This is a genomic window from Nonomuraea antimicrobica, assembly GCF_039536965.1.
Lineage (GTDB): Bacteria > Actinomycetota > Actinomycetes > Streptosporangiales > Streptosporangiaceae > Nonomuraea > Nonomuraea antimicrobica.
This window is the reverse complement of sequence record NZ_BAAAZP010000074.1, coordinates 23,076-39,796: the sequence shown is the minus strand read 5'-3', so window position 1 is coordinate 39,796 and position 16,721 is coordinate 23,076. Positions and strand designations below refer to the sequence as shown.

Below are 16,721 nucleotides of genomic sequence, written 5' to 3'. Positions count from 1 at the left end.
GCAGTGACGTCCGAACCGGCGCTCGCCGCCGAACAACTCACCACCCTGGCCTCCGCCCTGGAGTCCCTGCCCGCCCTGAACTCTCCCGCCGCCCCGAGCCCGGACGACCGCGGCGACCTCGGGAACGCCGTGTTCGTCGGCTCGGGCGACTCGCTCGCCGCCGCGCTCCTCGCGCAGCGGTACGGTCACCGGGCACTGTCGGCGGGTGACATCGCCTGGACCGGGGAGATCCCGCCCCGGTGCGACACGGTGGTCGGCGTCTCCCAGTCGGGCAACACCGGCGCGACGGTGCTGGCCCTGCGCATCGCCCGCTCCGCCGGCCTGCGTACCGTCGCGCTGACCACCAACGGCGAATCCGCCCTGGTGAAGACCGCCGACCAGGTACGCCTGGTGCCCCTGCCGCAGGTGACGGAGAAGATCCCGGCCGCAGGGTACGTCTCCCTGTCAGCCGGCGTGCTCGGCCTGTGCGGCCGCGACCTGACCGGCTTCGGTCGCGAGGTCGGCGGGTTGCTGGCGGCGTTCGCCCGGGAACACGCGCGAACGCCGCTGCTTTGGCCCGAGACCGCTCCTTCGTCCGCAACGGTGCTGACCCTGCCCGACCTGCGCAGCGCCGGTGACTTCTGGATGCTGAAGCTCATCGAGGCCGCGGGCGTGGCCACCCGCGCCGTGGCGCTGGAGGAGAGCGGCCACGTCGACTTCTTCGTCGGCCCGCAGCCGCACTGCACCATCGACCTGATCGGCCGCGCCGGGCTGGACCGCCACGACCGCCTCGCCGCCGCGCTGCGCGCCAACGGCCACGACATCATCACCGTGGACGCGATGCGGCTGTTCGGGGACGTGGCGGCCTCCGCCTCGGCCGACGGCGTCGATGTCGCGCTGGGAGCGGCAGGCGCGGCGGCCTGCCACGAGGCCGCGATCCACTGGCACCGCCCGCCCTTCCGCGGCGGCGCCGTCCCCATGGACGCCCAGCACATCAAGCTCGGCGAGTAGCCCGCCCAAGGCGACCAGCGCTCAGGACCCGGCGACAGGTCGGCAGCGACGCGGGCACGGCTTTCCGGCGCCTGCTCATGGGCTGGTGTGAGCCGTCTTCTCCTGCAGCTTCGACAGCGCTTCCTGAGTTGCGAGGGTGTAGGTGTTGTCGGAGCCCAAGATCCGTCGTCGAGCATCGAGGATCTGGCCGAACTGTTCGATGGCCTCGGGGTGTCGTCCTTGCGCCTCCAGCGCGTGCGCCAGCAGGTTTCCCGTGGTCAGAACGTGCGGGTGGTCCTCACCCAGCAATCGGCGGCGAAGCCGCAGGAGGTCTCGTAGCTCGGTCTCGGCCTCCTGCGGTTTGTCTTGAGCCAGGAGCGAACGAGGGATCTCGTGCCGGGTGACAAGCGTGTCAGGGTGTTCAGGGCCGAGGACTCTTACCTTGATGTTATGGATGGCACGCAGCTCGGCCTCCGCTTCTGCGCCCTTGCCCTGGGCCAGCAGGACCCGAGCCGCCTCGTGCCGCGTGGCCAGCGTGTCGGGATCCTCCGGCCCGAGGACTCGCGCTTTGGCTTCGCGGGCGTCTTCGAACTGTGTCAGAGCCTCGTCGAATCGTTCCTGGTCGGCCAGTACGCGTGCCAGGTTGTGGCGGATCGCCAGCGTTTTCGGGTGGTCGGGGCCGAGCACCCGCGTTCGGTCCGCGAGGATCCCGCGGAACTCCTCCTCGGCTTCCACGGCGAAGCCCAGGAACATCTTCGCGCTGGCGTGCCGGTGCCGAAGGTCGAGGACGGCCAGGTTGTCCGGGGGCAGCCGGTCTTCGAGCCTGTCCAAGGCCACCATCGTCAATTCCAGGGCCGAGCGGTACGAGCCCCCGTACGTCGATCCCATCGCGCACATGGCCGTGCTCGAGGCGAGGGCCGCGAGGCCGGCATCGTCCAGATCCTTGACGACGGCCATCCAGATCCCGCGGACCTGAGCCGAGAGCGCCGCCCACCTCGGCCAGTCGGTCGTCCGGTCGACGCTCAGCCGGCTGACGGCTCCGGTGACGAGGGCGACGGCCGCGGTGGCGGTCTGCCTGCCCAGTTCGCTGCCTGAGAGGTTGCGCCGGGTCGTCTCGGCCACCAGCGGATGGACGGCCACGCCGGCCGCATCGTGATCGGCCGGGCGGACGTGTTCGACCGGCCCCACCGATTCGACCAGCCCCACCGAGTGCAGTGCCATCAGCCCGTCGGCCACCCGGCCACTTCCGGCGAGGCCGAGTTCGTCGGCGAGCACCCGCTGGTCGATGAGCCATTCGGGAACCGGCAGCGGAGCCGGAAAGCAGGAAAGGACGCCGAGCAGCGTACGCGCCTGGGGGACCGACCGGCTCGCCAGCAAATTGAGCGACATCTCCCACGTGGTCGCCATGTCCGACCGATTATCGGCGCCTTGGTGCAGCAAACCGTGCGAGTCGTCGTCCAACGCATCGCGATAGGCCATGAAATCGCGCTCCACAGTGAAAGTCGCGGCGAGGTGCATTCCGGCGTGATGCAGCGCCAGCGGCAATCCTCCGAGCCTTTCCGCCAGTTCCTCCGCCTCTGCCGGGCTCCCCGCCGAAGGCACCATGTCCAGCAGCACGCGTGCGCCGTCCCGGGGCGACAATGCGCCGATCCTGTGCACCTCGGCATGTCGGCCCCACTCGGCGCTCGCGCCCACTCGGCTCGTCACCAGGAGCAGGCCGGCGCGCGTCGGACGCAGCCAGGCGTTGCCGCCGCTGACATGCTGGTTCCCGGAGTCGAGCACGCGCGGATCATCCGCGTTGTCCATGACCAGAAGCCAGCCCTCGGACTCGTCCAGGAACCGCCATACCAGGTCGGCGGCATTGCGCCGCCCTTCCAGCGCCTCCTCGACCTCGCCGCTCGTGGCGCCCAGTTCGCGGCACAGGCTCAGCATCTGCAGGACGAACGTATGCGAGTCGGTCGCGGACACCCACCACGTCGGCCGTCCCTCCGACTGGACTTCCGCGGCCAGTTGAAGCGCGACAGTGGTCTTTCCCGCGCCGCCCAGGCCGGACACCACGTGCGTCTTCCCGTCCGGCCGGCGAACCAGGGACCTCAGCTCGTTCAGGAGGGAGTCGCGGCCACGCAGGAACTCCGGCAATTGTCCGTGCGGGGGTGGCAGGATTCTCGCTCGCGGTGCCGGCGGATTGTTCGGTCCCTTGTTTGGCCCGTTGCTCGGGCGGCCGGGGGACAGAGCCGGTTTCGTGTGCTGCGCGCTCCGCAGTTGGAGCCATGCGATCACGGCGCCCACGACGGCGACGACGAGACCGGCGGCGGTCAGCCCCGTGCCCACATCCATACTGTGACCCTAGGAAAGTCGGCATCGGATGTCGACCGATCGCCCCCGCACAGTCCGCGCCCTTGGCCGGCGGCCTTGAGCGGTCCCCTATTCTTTCGGCGTGGCGGACATATCCCAAGATCTCGCATTGCCCACCGCCCTGGCCGAGGTGGCTCACGTCGGCTTCGAGTGGGAGTGGGACGAGGAGACCGAAGAGGCCGGCGGCTGTGACTTCGAGCCGTTCGATCGGTTCCAGGAGCCCGACCGGGCGGCGTGGTGGTTCCGCCTGTGGACGGGTAACCAGGAGGTCGACGGCAGCGAGTTCCGCTTCTTCGGCAAGACCGGGGCGGGAGACTACGTCGGCTTCTGGCTGGTACGGCCCGACGCGGCGATCATCGACCAGCCCGTTGTCTATATCGGCTCCGAGGGCGAGCACGGAGTGGTCGCTGGGGATCTCGGCGACCTCCTCTGGCTGTTCGCCGCCGGGCTGGGCCCCGCCGAGTCCTTCTGGGCCCCCGACTCCCCTGAGCAGCCGAATGAGACATTCCGGGCGATCGCCGAGCGGCACGCACCCGGCCGCCGCCGCGTCCCCGTCCAGATCGTGACCGCCGCACGAACGGAGTTCCCGCAGTTCCCGGATCTGATCGACGCGATGTGCCGGTGAACGAGACTCACTGAGCCTGAACATTCGGCAGTTGGTTGTGCGGCTGCCCCGTCCGTGCGTCCATGGCGGACCTGCCTTTCCCCGACGGGAGCTTCGAGGTGCTCTGGGCGGAGGGCTCCGCCTACAACATCGGCTTCGACGTCACGCTGCGGTCGTGGCGGCGGCTCAGGCGTACTGGGATCAGCACTACCGGCTGCGTACCTCGGGGCGAATGCCCCGGAAGGGCTCCGTCGTCCACAGGGTGTGGGTTGTGGTATGTGGGGGCGGAGAGGGGCGTCGGAGCGGGGTGCGGGAGGTCGGGCGAGGGCGGTCGTCCAGGTGGGGCGGGCGGTCGCCGCGCGTCGGCGATGGGGCTCTGAGCTGGGAAACTGTAGGCCAAGGGCGAGGTCGGCAGGGGCTGCGAGCAGGTGTGTCCACGGCCTGACAGCATCCGCATTCGGCGCGTGGGGTGGCCTCCGGGGTGGAGAGGGTTATCCACAGAGTGCGCTGTTTATCCACAGGCTGTGGGTCGGTCGGCTCGCGGGTCAGCTGGTGGCGCCGCGTCTGCGCTGCTGGGCCAGGGCGCCCGCGTCGCCGGGGTGGGCGCGCTCGGCGAGCCCGGCGGCGACGCGCTCGCGGAACTCGGCCGGGCGGCGGTCGTCGTACTTGAACTTGGCGCGTACGTCCACGACCCGCAGCCGTAGCCCCCGGATCGCCGACAGCATCTTCCGGTACGGGCCCCCGTCGGCGGACACCTCCCCATGATCGCCATCGGGCTGGTGGTGGGCGAGCTGGCGGCGCAGGATGTCGGCCTTGCCCTCCTTGTCGTCCACGATCTCGGCTTGGCAGACGAGTTGCACGGAGGCGTAGTAGCTGGTGGGCACGCCGGTTTCGGGGGAGTCGGCGCGCCAGCCGGTCGGGATGTAGGCGTAGTCGTCGTGCACGCTCACCACCGCCGCCGGATCGGCCTCCAGCGCGGCCCAGATCGGGTTGGGCCTGGCGAGATGGAGCACGACCTCCTGTCCGTCGAACAGGAAGTGCGTCGGCACGACCACGGGTGCCGCGCCGTCCACGCCATTGGCCACGATCTGGCCGAAGTCGCGCGTACGCAGCCAGCTTCGCCACTCGTCGGAGTCCCGAGCGGCGTCCCACGGGTGAATAAGCACGCGAAGCCCCTTTGTATTAGTACATAATGTGCTTTGTGTCAGAAACATACCGGATCGTCGGTGAGACGGCCACTGAGATCGCGGCGGGTGTCGAGGCGGCCGTGTCGGCGGGACGGCTGTCACCTGGGACGATGTTGCCCCCCGTACGCGAGGTGGCGGTGGCGGCCGGGGTCAGCCCTGGTACGGCGGCGGCCGCGTACCGGCTGCTGCGTGAACGCGGCGTGGTGGAGACCGCCGGGCGCCGGGGGACCCGCGTCAGGCCGCGTCCGGCCAGCACCTTCAGGGAGGAGATCCAGATCGAGGTGCCGCCGGGCGTGCGCGACCTGTCCAAGGGCAACCCCGATCCCCGGCTGCTCCCGCCGCTGCACGACGCGCTGGCCGCCGCGGCGCGGGCGCACGAGGAACGACCCGCCATGTACGGCACCGGCGACGACGAGGAGCTCATCGCCCTGGCCGGGGAACGGCTGCGGGCCGACGGCGCACCGGAGGGGGCGCTGGCCATCACGTCGGGCACCCTCGACGCGGTCGAGCGCGTGCTGGCCGCCCATCTGCGTCCCGGTGACGCGATCGCGGTCGAGGACCCGGGCTGGACGGCCCTGCTCGACCTGGTCGGCGTCATGGGCCTGCGGCCGGTGCCGATGCGGCTGGACGACGAGGGGCCGCTGCCCGACGAGCTCGAACGGGCGTTGCGGGGCGGGGCGCGGGCCGCGGTGATCACCGCCCGCGCCCAGAACCCGACCGGCGCCGCCGTCTCCGCGCGGCGGGCGGGGGAGTTGCGGGGGGTGCTGGCGGCGTACCCGGAGGTGTTGCTGATCGAGGACGATCACGGGTCCGGGTTCGTGGACCTGCCCCTGCACGCGTTGTCGGGGGTCACGGCGCGGTGGGTGCTCGTTCGCTCGACGGCCAAGGCGTTCGGGCCCGACCTGCGGTTGGCGCCGGTCACGGGCGATCCGGTCACGCTCGATCGGCTGCGGGGACGGCAGCGGCTGGCGGCGGGTTGGGTGAGCCACCTGTTGCAGCGGGCGGTCGCCCACCTCTGGCGTACGCGGGCGGTGGACACCGCGGCGGTGGCCAGGGCGTACGGGCTGCGCAGGGACGGACTGGTGGCGGCGCTGGCCGAACGCGGCCTCCCGGCCCACGGCCGCAGTGGGCTGAACGTGTGGATCCCCGTCGCGGACGAGGCCGCCGCGATCACCCGGCTGCTGGGCCGGGGATGGGCCTGCGCGCCGGGCGCCCGCAACCGCATCGGCACGCCGCCCGCCGTACGGCTGACGGTCTCGCCGCTGGACGTGGGGGAGATCGAGCCGCTCGCCGACGACCTGGCCGCCGCCCTGCGCCCGGCCGCCCGCGGGCGGTACGGCTAGCCCTCAGGTCGGCCAGCTCTTAGGTCGGCCAGTCCTCAGGTCGGCTAATGCTCAGCTCAGGTCGGGAGGGTTGGACGTGAGGTCAGGTTCGGCGTAGGGGCGTTGCGATTTCCTGCGGATCCGCAACCTATCGCCCCATAATCAACCCGATGCCGAAATTTCAGGACCTATCGGAATATGCCGCGTCCATCGCACCGATCATCGACGCCGCCCACGTCAACGTGCACGCCTCGGCCGCCCGCACCGTCGCCGACCTCGCCGCGACCTCAGGACTGACCCCCGGGTACCTGTACGACCTGCGCTTCTCGCTCCCCCTGCGCCCGCTGACCCGTCCCGCGCTGGCCGTCATCCACCGGTACGGCGACCCGTCCGACCACGAACCGGTCCTCCAGGAGCACCTGAGCCAGGGAGCCCTGACCGAGGACGCCGACGGGAGGCTGTCGCTGACGGACAAGGGGCTGGAGTTCGTGCACCGGCTGTACGACGGGCACGCCGCCGCCACCCATCGCGCCTGGGCGGGCCACGACCTGGCGGGACCGGCCGCGCTGATGGGCCGGATGCTCGACGGGGCGGAACGGCTGCCGGGCGGGGCGCTGGAGCTGCTCGCTCCGCCGTACGAGCCGGACGGGGCGGGGCCGGGCCTGCTGCTGTTCAACCGGCTGGCCACGCTTCGCTACCACCGCGCCGACGCGCACGCCGCGGCCTGGCAGGCGGCGGGCCTGTCCGCGACCGAGATCGTCGGCCTGGCGGGCGGGCCCCTGCGTACCGGGATCGAGGCGGAGACGAACCGGCGGGCCGCGGCGCCGTACGAGGTGCTGTCCGAGCCCGAACGCGAAACCCTGCACGACGTCCTGCTCAAACTGGTCTGAACGCCTCCCACTCCCGCGCGAGTGCCCCGTCGAGCCCGCCAATCGAGAGCGGGACGGGGTTGCACCCACCCTCGTTCCACCCCCGCATGCGACGCCCGCCTTCGTGAGGGACTCCGGAGTTCGCAAAGTGCCACCTCCCGGTAACCAGCCGGTGGGCGCACTATGGTCGTACTTCGACAGGAGGCACCGTGGAACAGGATCTGCCCGGCGGTCCGCGGCTGATCGTGGGGGTCGACGAATCCCCTGCCGCGCGCTGGGCTCTGGCCTGGGCCATCGGCGCGGCCAGGCTGCACCGGATGGCTCTGTTGGCCGTACATGTCAGTCGCGCGCCCGTTCATCCCTTCCCCGAGGCGCTGCCCGTGCAGCACGCGGTTCGGGTGGGGGAGGAGGCGCGCTGCACCGAGGTGGTCACGGGCGCGTTCGAGGACGTGGCGGGCGGCATGCCCGACGACCTCAGGATCGCCGTGATCGGCCGGGTCGGCGATCCCGGCTATCACCTCGTCGACCTGGCGCGCGAGGGCGACCTGCTGGTGCTCGGACGAGGGCGGCGCGGCCTGCTCAGCCGCATCTTCCTGCCCTCGACCAGCATGTACTGCGCCCGCCACGCGCGTACGACGGTCGTGATCGTGCAACAGCCCTCGCCGCCCGACGACCCGCAGCTCTCAGGGGAGCGCAGCCGCCGCTTCTGGACCCGCCGACATCCCTGACCCCGGCCTCGACCTGATCGTTGACCTGATCGTCAGCCTGATCCTCGACGTGAGCAGGCGCAGGCCCGCGGGGATGGCGTCCGTCCCGATCGCGCCGTAGCCCAGCACCAGGCCGCGCTGGGGCGGACGCTCACCGCAGTACGCCTCCAGCCCCTCCACCGCCAGCCCCGGCCCGGGCCGCATGGACACGCCCGGCGCGAAGCGGGCACACAGGTGCAGCCCGGCCGTCGACGGGACCGGCAGCAGCCGTTCGTCGGCGGCCAGGTGCTCGGCGATCAGGGCGTGCCTGGCGGCGTACTCGCGGGTCGCCTTCCTGATGTGCCGGGCCAGCAGGCCCTCGTCGATGAAGCGGGCCAGCGCCGCCTGCGTGGGCAACTCGCCGTGCCAGTCGGACAGCCGCCTGGCCGCGCGCAGTGCGGGCGCGAGCGAGGCGGGCGCGACCAGGAAGCCGAGCCTGAGCATGGGGAGCAGGGTCTTCGAGAACGACCCCACGTAGATGACGCGGCCGGCGCGGTCGAGGCTCTGGAGGGGTTCGAGCGGACGGTCGCCGAAGCGGAACTCGCTGTCGTAGTCGTCCTCGATGACCACCGCGCGGCGGCGTTCGGCCCAGGCCAGCAGGGCGGCGCGGCGGGCCAGCGACATGGGCGTGCCCAGCGGGAACTGGTGCGACGGGGTGACGTAGACGACGCGGGCGGCGTCCGGGACGGCCCTGACGTCGATGCCCTCCGCGTCCACGGGAACGCCCGCCACCCGGGCGCCGAGCGAGCGGAACAGCAGGCGGGCAGGGGGATAGCCGGGCTCCTCGACGGCCACGACCGCGCCCGGCTCGATCAGGACCCGGCCGACGAGGTCGAGGGCCTGCTGGGCGCCGTTGGTGATCAGTACGTCGCCGGGGCCCGCGTGCACCGAGCGGCTGAGTCCGATGTGCCGGGAGATGGCCGCGCGCAGGGGTTCGTGCCCCGCGGGGTCGGCGTAGCCTGCGGCGCTCGCCCGCAACTCCCTGGCCACCAGGCGGCGCCAGCTCTCCATGGGGAACAGGCGGGCGTCGGGCGTGCCGACGCGGAAGTCGTACCGGGCGGCGGGTACGTCCTCCGGGAAGTGCAGGTCGCGCCAGACCGGACGGGGCCGTACGACGCCCTTCGGCGCGGCCCGGCCCCGCACCGGCTCCGCCGAGACGAACGTCCCCGCGCCCGCCCGCCCCACCAGGAACCCGTCGGCGACCAGGCGGTCGTAGGCGAGGGCGACGGTGTTCCTGGAGACCTCCAGGCGGCGGGCCAGCTCTCTGGTCGGGGGCAGCCGTTCGCCCGATCTGAGCCGACCGTCGAGCACGGCGTCGAGGAGCTGCCGGTAGATCTGTGCGGCCAGGTCACGGCCGCTGTCGAGGTTGATGTGAACGTCCATCTTGGCCCAATCAACTTGCCGGAAATTGGAGCTTATCTCGGGACAAGTCGGGTCGCGAAGATGAGCCCATGACCGAACGGATGGATCTCGGAACGCTGGCCGGCGAGGCGTACAAGGGGATGGCCCGGCTGGACGGGTTCGTGGCCCACAGTACGCTCCCCAAGCCCCTCCTGGAGCTGGTACGCCTGCGGGCCAGCCAGATCAACGGCTGCGCGTACTGCGTCGACCTGCACAGCTCCGACGCCAAGGCCGCGGGGGAGAGCGACGCCCGCCTGCACGCCGTCGCCGTCTGGCGCGAGGCGCCCTTCTTCACCGAGCAGGAACGCGCGGCGCTTGCCTTCACCGAGGCGGCCACCCGGCTGTCCACGGATGACCTCACCGACGAGGTCTGGGAGGCGGCCGCCCGGTGCTTCTCGGAGCCGGAGCTGGCCGCGCTGGTGGTGGCCGTGGCGGCGATCAACGCCTGGAACCGGATGGCGGCCGCGACGCGGATGACGCCGGAGTCGTACAAGCCATGAGATCCGTCCTGGTGAGCCGTGAGGTGTGTCGTCGGGAGCCACGAGGTGTGTCGTGGAGCCATGAGGGGTGTCTTCGTGAGCCATGAAGCACCGCACGACTCATGAGATACCAGCGGATCCTGGCACACGCGCAGCTCGCGAACTCCATCGGTGACGGCGTCTACCTCGTCACCTCCGCGTTCTACTTCGCCAGGATCGTCGGCCTCTCCGCCACCGAGATCGGCCTCGGCCTGACCCTGGGCTGGGCCGTCGGCTCCGTGGCCGGCGTGCCACTCGGCCACCTGGCCGACCGGCGCGGGCCGCGCGGCGTCGCCGTGGTGCTCGCGCTCGCCACCGCCGTGGCGGTCGCCTCGTTCCTGTTCGTGCGCTCGTTCGCGCTCTTCACCCTGGTGGCCTGCCTGTACGGCACCGCGCAGACCGGCCTGTCGGCCGCCCGCCAGGCATTGCTCGCCGCCCTGGTCGAGCCCGCCGAGCGGACCTCCGTACGCGCGATGCTGCAGGCCACCCTCAACGGCGGTCTGGCCGCGGGCGCTGCGCTGGGCGGGCTCGCGCTGCACGCCGGCACCCGGGAGGGCTATCTGGCGGTGCTGGCCCTGGACGCCGCCGGCTTCCTGCTCGCCGCCGCACTGCTACTGCGACTGCCGCCCGTACCGCCCTCCGTGCCGTCCTCCATGCCGCCCTTCGCGCCCACTTCCTCCGGCCCTCGGTTGGCGGTGCTCAGGGATCGGCCCTACGCGCTCATCACGTTGATCAACGCGGTGATGTTGTTCTACATGCCGCTGCTCAGTGTGGTCGTACCGCTCTGGGTCGCCGACCGTACCAGCGCGCCGACCTGGGTGGTCTCCGTCCTGCTGCTGATCAACACGGGCGGCGTGGTGCTCTTCCAGGTGCGGGTGGCCAGGGGTGTTCGCGGGCTGGGGGATGCCGCCGCGGCTGTGCGACGGGCCGGGTTCGTGATGTTCGCGGCCTGCGCGGTGTTCGCGCTGAGCCCGTACGGATGGGTGTTCCTGCTGGTGGCGGCGGTGCTCCAGGTGATCGCCGAGCTGTCGCTGGCCTCGGGGGCCTGGGAGATCGGCTTCACGCTCGCGCCCGATGATCAGCAGGGGCAGTACCAGGCGTTCTTCGGCACGGGGACGGCCGTGGCCCGCATGCTCGGGCCGGTCGTCCTGACCACGCTCGTACTGGGCGGCGGGACGGCGGGCTGGCTGCTCACGGGGACGATGTTCGCGGCGGCGGGCCTGACGATGGGCCCGGCCGTCAGATGGGCAGCCCGACCAGATCGCGCCCAGCCAGGAGCCAGACGACGACCGTTTCACGTGAAGCGGCACCCGTGAGGCGGCTGAAGCGGCACCCTTGAGTCGGCACCTTTGTGTGGCTGGTTGCCGACCACGCAGGGCGGTCACCGGAGAGGTACAGGGTCCAGAACGAAAAAACATGTGCCGCGAAGAGGACATAAAAGGTGAGGTGGGACGACCTGCCTGCGCATCCCGGCAGGATATTTGGCATGATCGAGCTGTTGCCCAGGATGGATGCCCGGAACGACGGATGCCCAGAACGTTGTCGTCTGGGATGTCATCCAAGACGGGACGGGTATAGCGACCCCACCAGGGGTTGAACGCCCTCCCTTCACGCATTCCGCACATCTGACCCGTGCGCAACACAGGGAGCGCAGCCATAGCTTGCTAGGCTGCTTGTCAACCGTTGGGTCTCACCCCGGCAGGTGAGGCCGTCGAAGAAGTGGGGTCACACCGTGAAGAAGCTGCTCGTTCTGGCGCTGATCGCCCTTGGGGGGTTGCTGATCTGGCGCAAGGTGCAGGCCGACCGCGCAGAGCTCGATCTCTGGACCGAGGCGACCGGCAGCGAGAACTAACCGACCGGCGAGGCGATGAGTGACATCGTCCCCATCAAGCTGGTGTGCCTAGACCTGGCAGGCACCACAGTCGGTGACATCGCCATGGTGGAGCGCGCCTTCGCCGAGGCGATCGCGACCCAAGGCATTGTGCCCGGGACCGGAGCGTACGCGCGAGCCATGGTTCACGTGCACCGGTCCCGGGGCTGCCCCAAGATCGACGTCTTCCGCGGGATCTTCCCCGGAAACGAGGCCCAGGCCCAGGCGGCGAACCTGACGTTCGAACGCTCCTATGAGGGCGCCATCGAGCGGGCAGGTCTCACACCCATGCCCGGAGTCCTCGAGGTCCTCGACAAGCTCCGCGGCACCGGCATCAAGCTCGCCCTGATCACCGGCTTCAGTCGCGCGACGCTGAGCCGCGTCCTGGGCATCCTGGGCTGGCACGACAAGATCGACCTGGCCATCACCCCCGAGGACGCCGGCGGCCGCGGCCGCCCCTGGCCCGACATGGTCCTGCACGCGGTGCTCCGCACGGGGGTGGACGACGTACGCCAGGTGGCCGTCCTCGGCGACTCGGAGAGCGACATGCTGTGCGGCAAACGCGCCGGCGCCTCGATCGTGGCGGGGGTGATGACCGGCGTACACAGCCGGGAACGCCTGCTCAAGGGCGGTGCCACCCACATCCTCGACTCAATCGCGGACTTTCCGAGCTTGGTCCTGAGCGACGACCTTGGTACGACGCAGGTAGCTTCTTCCGCCCGGTAAGCTATCTTCGTCGAAGGGGCCTTAGCTCAGTTGGCAGAGCGCCTGCTTTGCAAGCAGGAAGTCAGGAGTTCGAATCTCCTAGGCTCCACCAGCAAAAACCCACCCCCACTAATGATCGCTTAGTGGGGGTGGGTGACTAACTGGGTGCCTACGCCTCCCCGCTCATGGGGAAGATGTCGTCCATGGCTTCTGCCCCTTGCAGCAGGACAGGCCGGAGCTGGAAGCGGTAGACCGTCTCGGTCACTACGGTGTTCGCGTGGCCTACCAGTCGTGAGATGTCTTCGATGGGGACACCGGAGTCCGACAGGAGCGACACGAAGCTGTGCCGGAGCTCGCGCGGCGTCCACTCTGCGGCGGTGAGCCCGGCGTCTTCGAGCACCTTCCGGAAGTCGCGCCGCACGTTGGTGGCGGTCAGCGGCGTACCGGTCTTGGTGCAGAAGACCAGGCCCGTATCGGTCCACGAGTCGCCTGCGGTGGCTCGCACCTTGTCCTGAGCCTCACTGAGCAGGCGAAGGGCGTTCACCGCTCGGGCAGGCATCTTGAGCGTGCGGCGCGACTTCACGGTCTTGGTGTCGCCCTTCTTCCGGACGGAGCGCCAGACGTAGACCGCGAACTCGCGGTGATCCCATCCGATCTCCTCGACAGGTAGCCATGCCTGCCGCCGCTCGTCAAACGCCACTACGTGCGGCCAGGTCAAGGCGCGTACCTCTTCCGTGCGTGCGCCGGTGAGCAGGGACAGCAGGATGTAGGCGCGGATGCGTACCTCTGCCCGCTCGGCGGCGGTGACTACGGCTTCGGCCTGCGTCAACGTGAGCGCGTGTGAGGGGCGGCCAGCGCGTCCGTCTGGGACGTCGCAGAGGTCCACCACGTTCCGCTTGACCTTGTCCCTCCTCATGGCGTTCTTGACGGCGCGGTTGAGGATGGAGTGGAGAAGTTTGAGCGATCGTGTGCTCAGCAGGGCGGCCTTCCCTGCCAGCCACTTGTCCACGTCTTCCACCGACAGGTCGCGCAGCTTGCGAGCACCAAGCGCAGGGATGATGTGCAGGTGCACGAAGTCCGTGTACAGCCGTACGGTCTTCGCGTCGCGACCGTTGAGACCGTGTTCAAGCCAGTACGTTACGGCGTCGGCCACGGTGTAGTCCCCCGGCGCTATGGTCAGCCCGTCCTCGTAGTCCCTGATGATCTCCTTGAGCTTGTTCTTGGCTTCGGTCTTGGTCTTGCCGGTGCCCTTCCTGACGATGCGCTTCCCTGCGGGTGTGTAGCCGACCGTCAGGGTGGCGACCCATCGCTGTCTTGTCTCATCCCAGCGGAGCCCGCCGTCTCCCCTGCTGCGTCGTTTGGTCATCAGGCTGCTTCCTCTGCTTCCTTCTCCAGGAGGGTGATGTAGGCGCGGATGCCGTTGGCGGTGATCAGGCGGGTGCGGCCCTGGCGGACGGAGCGGAGTCGTCCGGCGCGGAGCTGTTCGTAGATGACGCTGCGGCTCATGCGCAGCAGGCGCATGGCGTCGGGCACGCGGTAGAGCTGGGTGTCGTCGAGGCGGACCGTGTCCGGGGTTGAGGCGGTCATGATGGGTGGCTCTCCTCACCATGGGCGTGGCAGTTTGAGGGGGGTAGCCGTACCAGCCGTACCAGCCTCGTTTTGGCTGGTCGGGGCTGGTACGGCTTGTTTTCTGGTACGGCTCAAGCCGTACCGGGGATGTCCGGTGGTACGGCTTGAGCCGTACCGGGTTCCAAGCCGTACCGTGTTTCACCTGCGGTAATGAGGCTGGTACGGCTGGTACGGCTACCCCTGCCGAAGGGCACCACGTCGCCCTCGGACGGCGCGTGCGTGGCCTGTAGGGACGGGGTGTCGGGGGCAGGGCAGTAGCGGGTCCAGGCGTCGCAGAAGTCGGCGCGTTCGTAGCCTTTGGCTTGTCCGGTGGGAAAGCGGCTGGTGGTGGATCGGATCTCGTATTCGCGCAGCAGGGCACCGAGCTTCATGGCCGTCAGCCCGTTGGGTCCGTAGTCAGCCCAGGGTGCTTCCGGGTCGGCCTTGAGCCGTTCGAGTAGGACGGCGGTCGGTAGAGCGGTGTCTGTTCCGAACGCGGTGCGGCAGTCGGCCAGCAGACGGAGCCGATTGGAGGTCGCGCCGTTGTCGTCGGCGTCGGCGGTCAGAGCCAGTACGGCGGAGCGGGCGCGGTCCGGCCAGTGTCCACCGGCGTGGTCGGCGACGGCGACGAGTGGTTCCCAGGTGTCGGCGGCGCGGTCTTCCACGGGCATGGGGGGTTCTGCTTTCTCCAGGGTGTCGAGGTCGGCGCGTAGCCAGGCGCGGAGGTCTTCCGCCAGTTGACGGAGCGGGGGGCGGTCGCGGCGGTGGCGGTAAGGGGCAACGGTTTCGCCGGGGGCGCGTCGGCGCATCCGGACGACAACGGCGCGGTCTTCGATGGTGTCGGGCATGGCTCCGATTCCGGCGAGTGCGGCCATGGCGAAGGTGGGGATGGATTCCACGCAGTGGGTGTTGGCGTCGTACCTTTTGGCGGGGCGGTTGCGCTGGTGTCCGGCGTTGAGCAGGCCGCGCAGGTCTTCGTTGCCGTCTGCTTTGGGACCAAAGATGGTGTCGGCTTCGTCGACGAGCATGGTGGGTGGGTCCTCGGTGATGGATCGGTAGACGGCGGCGGATGAGGAGTTGACGGTGATGAATGGGTCGTGGCAGGTGGCTTCGACCACGTCCAGGAGTCGGGACTTGCCGCACCGCTTTTCCGGGGCGCGGATGACCAGGCGCGGGGCGTGGGGCCAGGCAGGTTGTGCGTGCGTGGCGGCGATCCACAGCACCACGGCGTGGGCGGCCTCGGGGGTCGGCAGGATGACGTAGCGAGTGAGCGCGGCCAAGAGCGCGTCCAGCAGGGTAGCGCCGTGGGTGGTGGGTCGGTTCATGAGATCAGTGCTCCCAGCGTGTGGTGGTGTGGTCATGCGGCCACGCTCCGGGGGCGGCGGGCGCCGTTCTTGAGCCCGGATGCGATGGTGAGGCGGGTTTCGGCGGGGCTCAGCCCGACGTCGCCCCCTCCCTGTCCAAGCAAGGTTGTGACCTCGGCCTGATCGAGCGCCCCGCCTGCGACGAGTTGCCCAAGGGCGGTGGCGGCCAGGTACAGGGTGCGGTTGCGCTCGCCGACCGGTGCGGCGGCGAGCCGTTCAAGCTCGCCGGTGATCGCGGCACGCAGGAACGCACCGCGCCGGTCATCGGGCAGGGCCAGACGGGCGGGCTTGGCCGCCGCCGGGGGCGGGGCGGCAAGCTGCTTGGACAGCCAGGGGGGCAGCGAGGGCGGGGTCGTGTTATGGATGACCTGGTAGGTGCCGGTGCCGTCCGGCAGGTCCACGTAGCTGCCGGGTCCGAGCACGTATCCGCCGTGGGCGCGGGTGTCGATCAGCCAGCCCAGCCCGTTGCCCTTGTCGCCCTCGGTGTTGCCGAGCCGTACGCCCTCGGGGGCGGTGTAGTACAGGTGGGTTCCGCCGCGCCGGGTCCGCACGGTGAACGTCTCGAACGGCAGGGGTTGTCCTGCACGCTCGCACAGGACGGCGAGCACGTCCGCGCCTTCGGTCACCCCCGGCAGGTCCCAGGAGGGCGGGGGGCGAAGCCCCTCCATTCCGGGTTTCTGGGTGTCCAGGTCCACCACCACCAGGCCGGAGGGTCCGCACGCGATGCCGATGTTGTACGGTGCCCGCGTCCACCAGCGGCGGATCAGATCGGGGTCGGTGGTGGCGTTGGCCCCCCAGTCGGTGAAGCCTTTGGCCGGGGGCTTGTCCCCGATGGCAACGGGGAAGACGTGCCAGCCGCGGCGGGCAGCGGCCAAGGCGTAGCGGGTCCGGTCGTTCATGCGGCCTCCTGCCCGTCGATGGCCCGGCAGTGCTGGCAGCAGCGGTAGCGGCGCCGAAGTGCGGTGAGGAGGTGCCAGTCGTCCCACTGGTGGCCGTCGCGTTCGCAGTCGAGGTGGGCGACGCAGTCCGGGCACAGCTCCGGGGTGTCGGGGGTGCTCCACTGCCAGTCGGTGAACAAGTCGCGGACCTGGTCGATGGTGTCGGCGTGGACGTCCTGGCATTCGTCGTTGACCTCACCGCAGCGGGTGCAGGTGATGACCAAGCAGGTTCGGATGGTGACGCTCATGGTGAAGCTCCTTGATC

Annotated in this window: 17 protein-coding genes and 1 tRNA gene; 10 read left to right on the top strand and 8 right to left on the bottom strand. The window is 70.3% G+C overall.

What is annotated here, in order from left to right; genetic code table 11:
• The first annotated feature begins 3 nt into the window (after window positions 1-3).
• Window positions 4-990: a hypothetical protein gene (locus ABD844_RS18525; protein WP_344878781.1), complete on the top strand. Its 987-nt coding sequence runs from the start codon at window positions 4-6 to the stop codon at window positions 988-990.
• Between the two features lie 75 nt (window positions 991-1,065).
• Here ABD844_RS18525 and ABD844_RS18520 read toward each other — a convergent pair whose 3' ends face one another.
• Window positions 1,066-3,306, bottom strand: coding sequence for a tetratricopeptide repeat protein (locus tag ABD844_RS18520; protein WP_344878778.1), 2,241 nt, complete (start codon window positions 3,304-3,306; stop codon window positions 1,066-1,068).
• A 100-nt stretch (window positions 3,307-3,406) separates the two neighbouring features.
• Between ABD844_RS18520 and ABD844_RS18515 the strand changes: the two genes are divergently transcribed.
• Entirely contained in the window at window positions 3,407-3,949 is a 543-nt protein-coding gene (locus ABD844_RS18515) for an SMI1/KNR4 family protein (protein WP_344878775.1), read from the top strand.
• A 524-nt stretch (window positions 3,950-4,473) separates the two neighbouring features.
• On the opposite strand, the gene ABD844_RS18510 is transcribed toward ABD844_RS18515, so the two are convergent.
• Window positions 4,474-5,094, bottom strand: a complete 621-nt coding sequence (locus tag ABD844_RS18510) for an FMN-binding negative transcriptional regulator (RefSeq protein WP_344878772.1) — start codon at window positions 5,092-5,094, stop codon at window positions 4,474-4,476.
• Window positions 5,095-5,129: 35 nt separating this feature from the next.
• On the opposite strand from ABD844_RS18510, the gene ABD844_RS18505 reads away from it, so the two are divergent.
• The 3 genes from ABD844_RS18505 (at window position 5,130) to ABD844_RS18495 (ending at window position 8,034) form a co-directional block, all read left to right on the top strand.
• Window positions 5,130-6,458: an aminotransferase class I/II-fold pyridoxal phosphate-dependent enzyme gene (locus tag ABD844_RS18505; protein WP_344878769.1), complete on the top strand. Its 1,329-nt coding sequence runs from the start codon at window positions 5,130-5,132 to the stop codon at window positions 6,456-6,458.
• A 149-nt stretch (window positions 6,459-6,607) separates the two neighbouring features.
• Entirely contained in the window at window positions 6,608-7,327 is a 720-nt protein-coding gene (locus tag ABD844_RS18500; protein ID WP_344878767.1) for a hypothetical protein, read from the top strand.
• A 188-nt stretch (window positions 7,328-7,515) separates the two neighbouring features.
• Window positions 7,516-8,034: a universal stress protein gene (locus ABD844_RS18495; protein ID WP_344878764.1), complete on the top strand. Its 519-nt coding sequence runs from the start codon at window positions 7,516-7,518 to the stop codon at window positions 8,032-8,034.
• Here ABD844_RS18495 and pdxR read toward each other — a convergent pair.
• Window positions 7,990-9,435 (bottom strand): MocR-like pyridoxine biosynthesis transcription factor PdxR, encoded by a 1,446-nt coding sequence (gene pdxR, locus ABD844_RS18490; protein WP_344878761.1) that lies wholly within the window; start codon window positions 9,433-9,435, stop codon window positions 7,990-7,992. The genes ABD844_RS18495 and pdxR overlap by 45 nt on opposite strands.
• 68 nt (window positions 9,436-9,503) lie before the next feature.
• Here pdxR and ABD844_RS18485 point away from each other — a divergent pair, with 68 nt between their 5' ends.
• From ABD844_RS18485 to ABD844_RS18465, 5 genes are all read left to right on the top strand, one after another.
• Window positions 9,504-9,953, top strand: a complete 450-nt coding sequence (locus ABD844_RS18485; protein WP_344878758.1) for a carboxymuconolactone decarboxylase family protein — start codon at window positions 9,504-9,506, stop codon at window positions 9,951-9,953.
• Between the two features lie 101 nt (window positions 9,954-10,054).
• On the top strand, window positions 10,055-11,287 hold the full coding sequence (locus ABD844_RS18480) for an MFS transporter (RefSeq protein WP_344878754.1): 1,233 nt from the start codon (window positions 10,055-10,057) through the stop codon (window positions 11,285-11,287).
• Window positions 11,288-11,703: 416 nt separating this feature from the next.
• A complete protein-coding gene (locus ABD844_RS18475) occupies window positions 11,704-11,823 on the top strand; it encodes a DLW-39 family protein (protein ID WP_020542320.1) in 120 nt (39 codons plus the stop codon).
• Window positions 11,824-11,838: 15 nt separating this feature from the next.
• The gene (locus tag ABD844_RS18470) at window positions 11,839-12,567 is read left to right on the top strand and encodes an HAD family hydrolase (protein WP_344878750.1); all 729 of its coding nucleotides are present in this window, start codon (window positions 11,839-11,841) and stop codon (window positions 12,565-12,567) included.
• A gap of 15 nt (window positions 12,568-12,582) precedes the next feature.
• Window positions 12,583-12,658 (top strand) — tRNA-Ala (locus ABD844_RS18465).
• Between the two features lie 57 nt (window positions 12,659-12,715).
• Here the strand turns inward: ABD844_RS18465 and ABD844_RS18460 are convergent.
• The 5 genes from ABD844_RS18460 to ABD844_RS18440 all read right to left on the bottom strand — a co-directional run bounded on the left by ABD844_RS18460 (window position 12,716) and on the right by ABD844_RS18440 (window position 16,704).
• Window positions 12,716-13,912, bottom strand: a complete 1,197-nt coding sequence (locus ABD844_RS18460) for a site-specific integrase (protein WP_344878747.1) — start codon at window positions 13,910-13,912, stop codon at window positions 12,716-12,718.
• Window positions 13,912-14,133, bottom strand: coding sequence for a helix-turn-helix domain-containing protein (locus ABD844_RS18455; protein WP_344878744.1), 222 nt, complete (start codon window positions 14,131-14,133; stop codon window positions 13,912-13,914). The genes ABD844_RS18460 and ABD844_RS18455 overlap by 1 nt, the downstream gene beginning before the upstream one ends.
• Before the next feature lie 113 nt (window positions 14,134-14,246).
• A complete protein-coding gene (locus ABD844_RS18450) occupies window positions 14,247-15,479 on the bottom strand; it encodes a DUF3631 domain-containing protein (RefSeq protein ID WP_344878741.1) in 1,233 nt (410 codons plus the stop codon).
• A gap of 32 nt (window positions 15,480-15,511) precedes the next feature.
• Complete coding sequence (locus ABD844_RS18445; RefSeq protein WP_344878738.1) at window positions 15,512-16,417, bottom strand: bifunctional DNA primase/polymerase; 906 nt, start codon at window positions 16,415-16,417, stop codon at window positions 15,512-15,514.
• Window positions 16,414-16,704, bottom strand: coding sequence for a hypothetical protein (locus ABD844_RS18440; RefSeq protein WP_344878736.1), 291 nt, complete (start codon window positions 16,702-16,704; stop codon window positions 16,414-16,416). The genes ABD844_RS18445 and ABD844_RS18440 overlap by 4 nt, the downstream gene beginning before the upstream one ends.
• Window positions 16,705-16,721 lie beyond the last annotated feature (17 nt).

Coding starts and splice junctions, on each gene's coding strand:
- ABD844_RS18445 (WP_344878738.1), bottom strand. CDS start 16,417: ATGAACGACCGGACCCGCTACGCCTTGGCCGCTGCCCGCCGCGGCTGG.
- ABD844_RS18440 (WP_344878736.1), bottom strand. CDS start 16,704: ATGAGCGTCACCATCCGAACCTGCTTGGTCATCACCTGCACCCGCTGC.
- ABD844_RS18470 (WP_344878750.1), top strand. CDS start 11,839: ATGAGTGACATCGTCCCCATCAAGCTGGTGTGCCTAGACCTGGCAGGC.
- ABD844_RS18450 (WP_344878741.1), bottom strand. CDS start 15,479: ATGAACCGACCCACCACCCACGGCGCTACCCTGCTGGACGCGCTCTTG.
- ABD844_RS18460 (WP_344878747.1), bottom strand. CDS start 13,912: ATGACCAAACGACGCAGCAGGGGAGACGGCGGGCTCCGCTGGGATGAG.
- ABD844_RS18485 (WP_344878758.1), top strand. CDS start 9,504: ATGACCGAACGGATGGATCTCGGAACGCTGGCCGGCGAGGCGTACAAG.
- ABD844_RS18480 (WP_344878754.1), top strand. CDS start 10,055: ATGAGATACCAGCGGATCCTGGCACACGCGCAGCTCGCGAACTCCATC.
- ABD844_RS18500 (WP_344878767.1), top strand. CDS start 6,608: ATGCCGAAATTTCAGGACCTATCGGAATATGCCGCGTCCATCGCACCG.
- pdxR (WP_344878761.1), bottom strand. CDS start 9,435: ATGGACGTTCACATCAACCTCGACAGCGGCCGTGACCTGGCCGCACAG.
- ABD844_RS18455 (WP_344878744.1), bottom strand. CDS start 14,133: ATGACCGCCTCAACCCCGGACACGGTCCGCCTCGACGACACCCAGCTC.
- ABD844_RS18520 (WP_344878778.1), bottom strand. CDS start 3,306: ATGGATGTGGGCACGGGGCTGACCGCCGCCGGTCTCGTCGTCGCCGTC.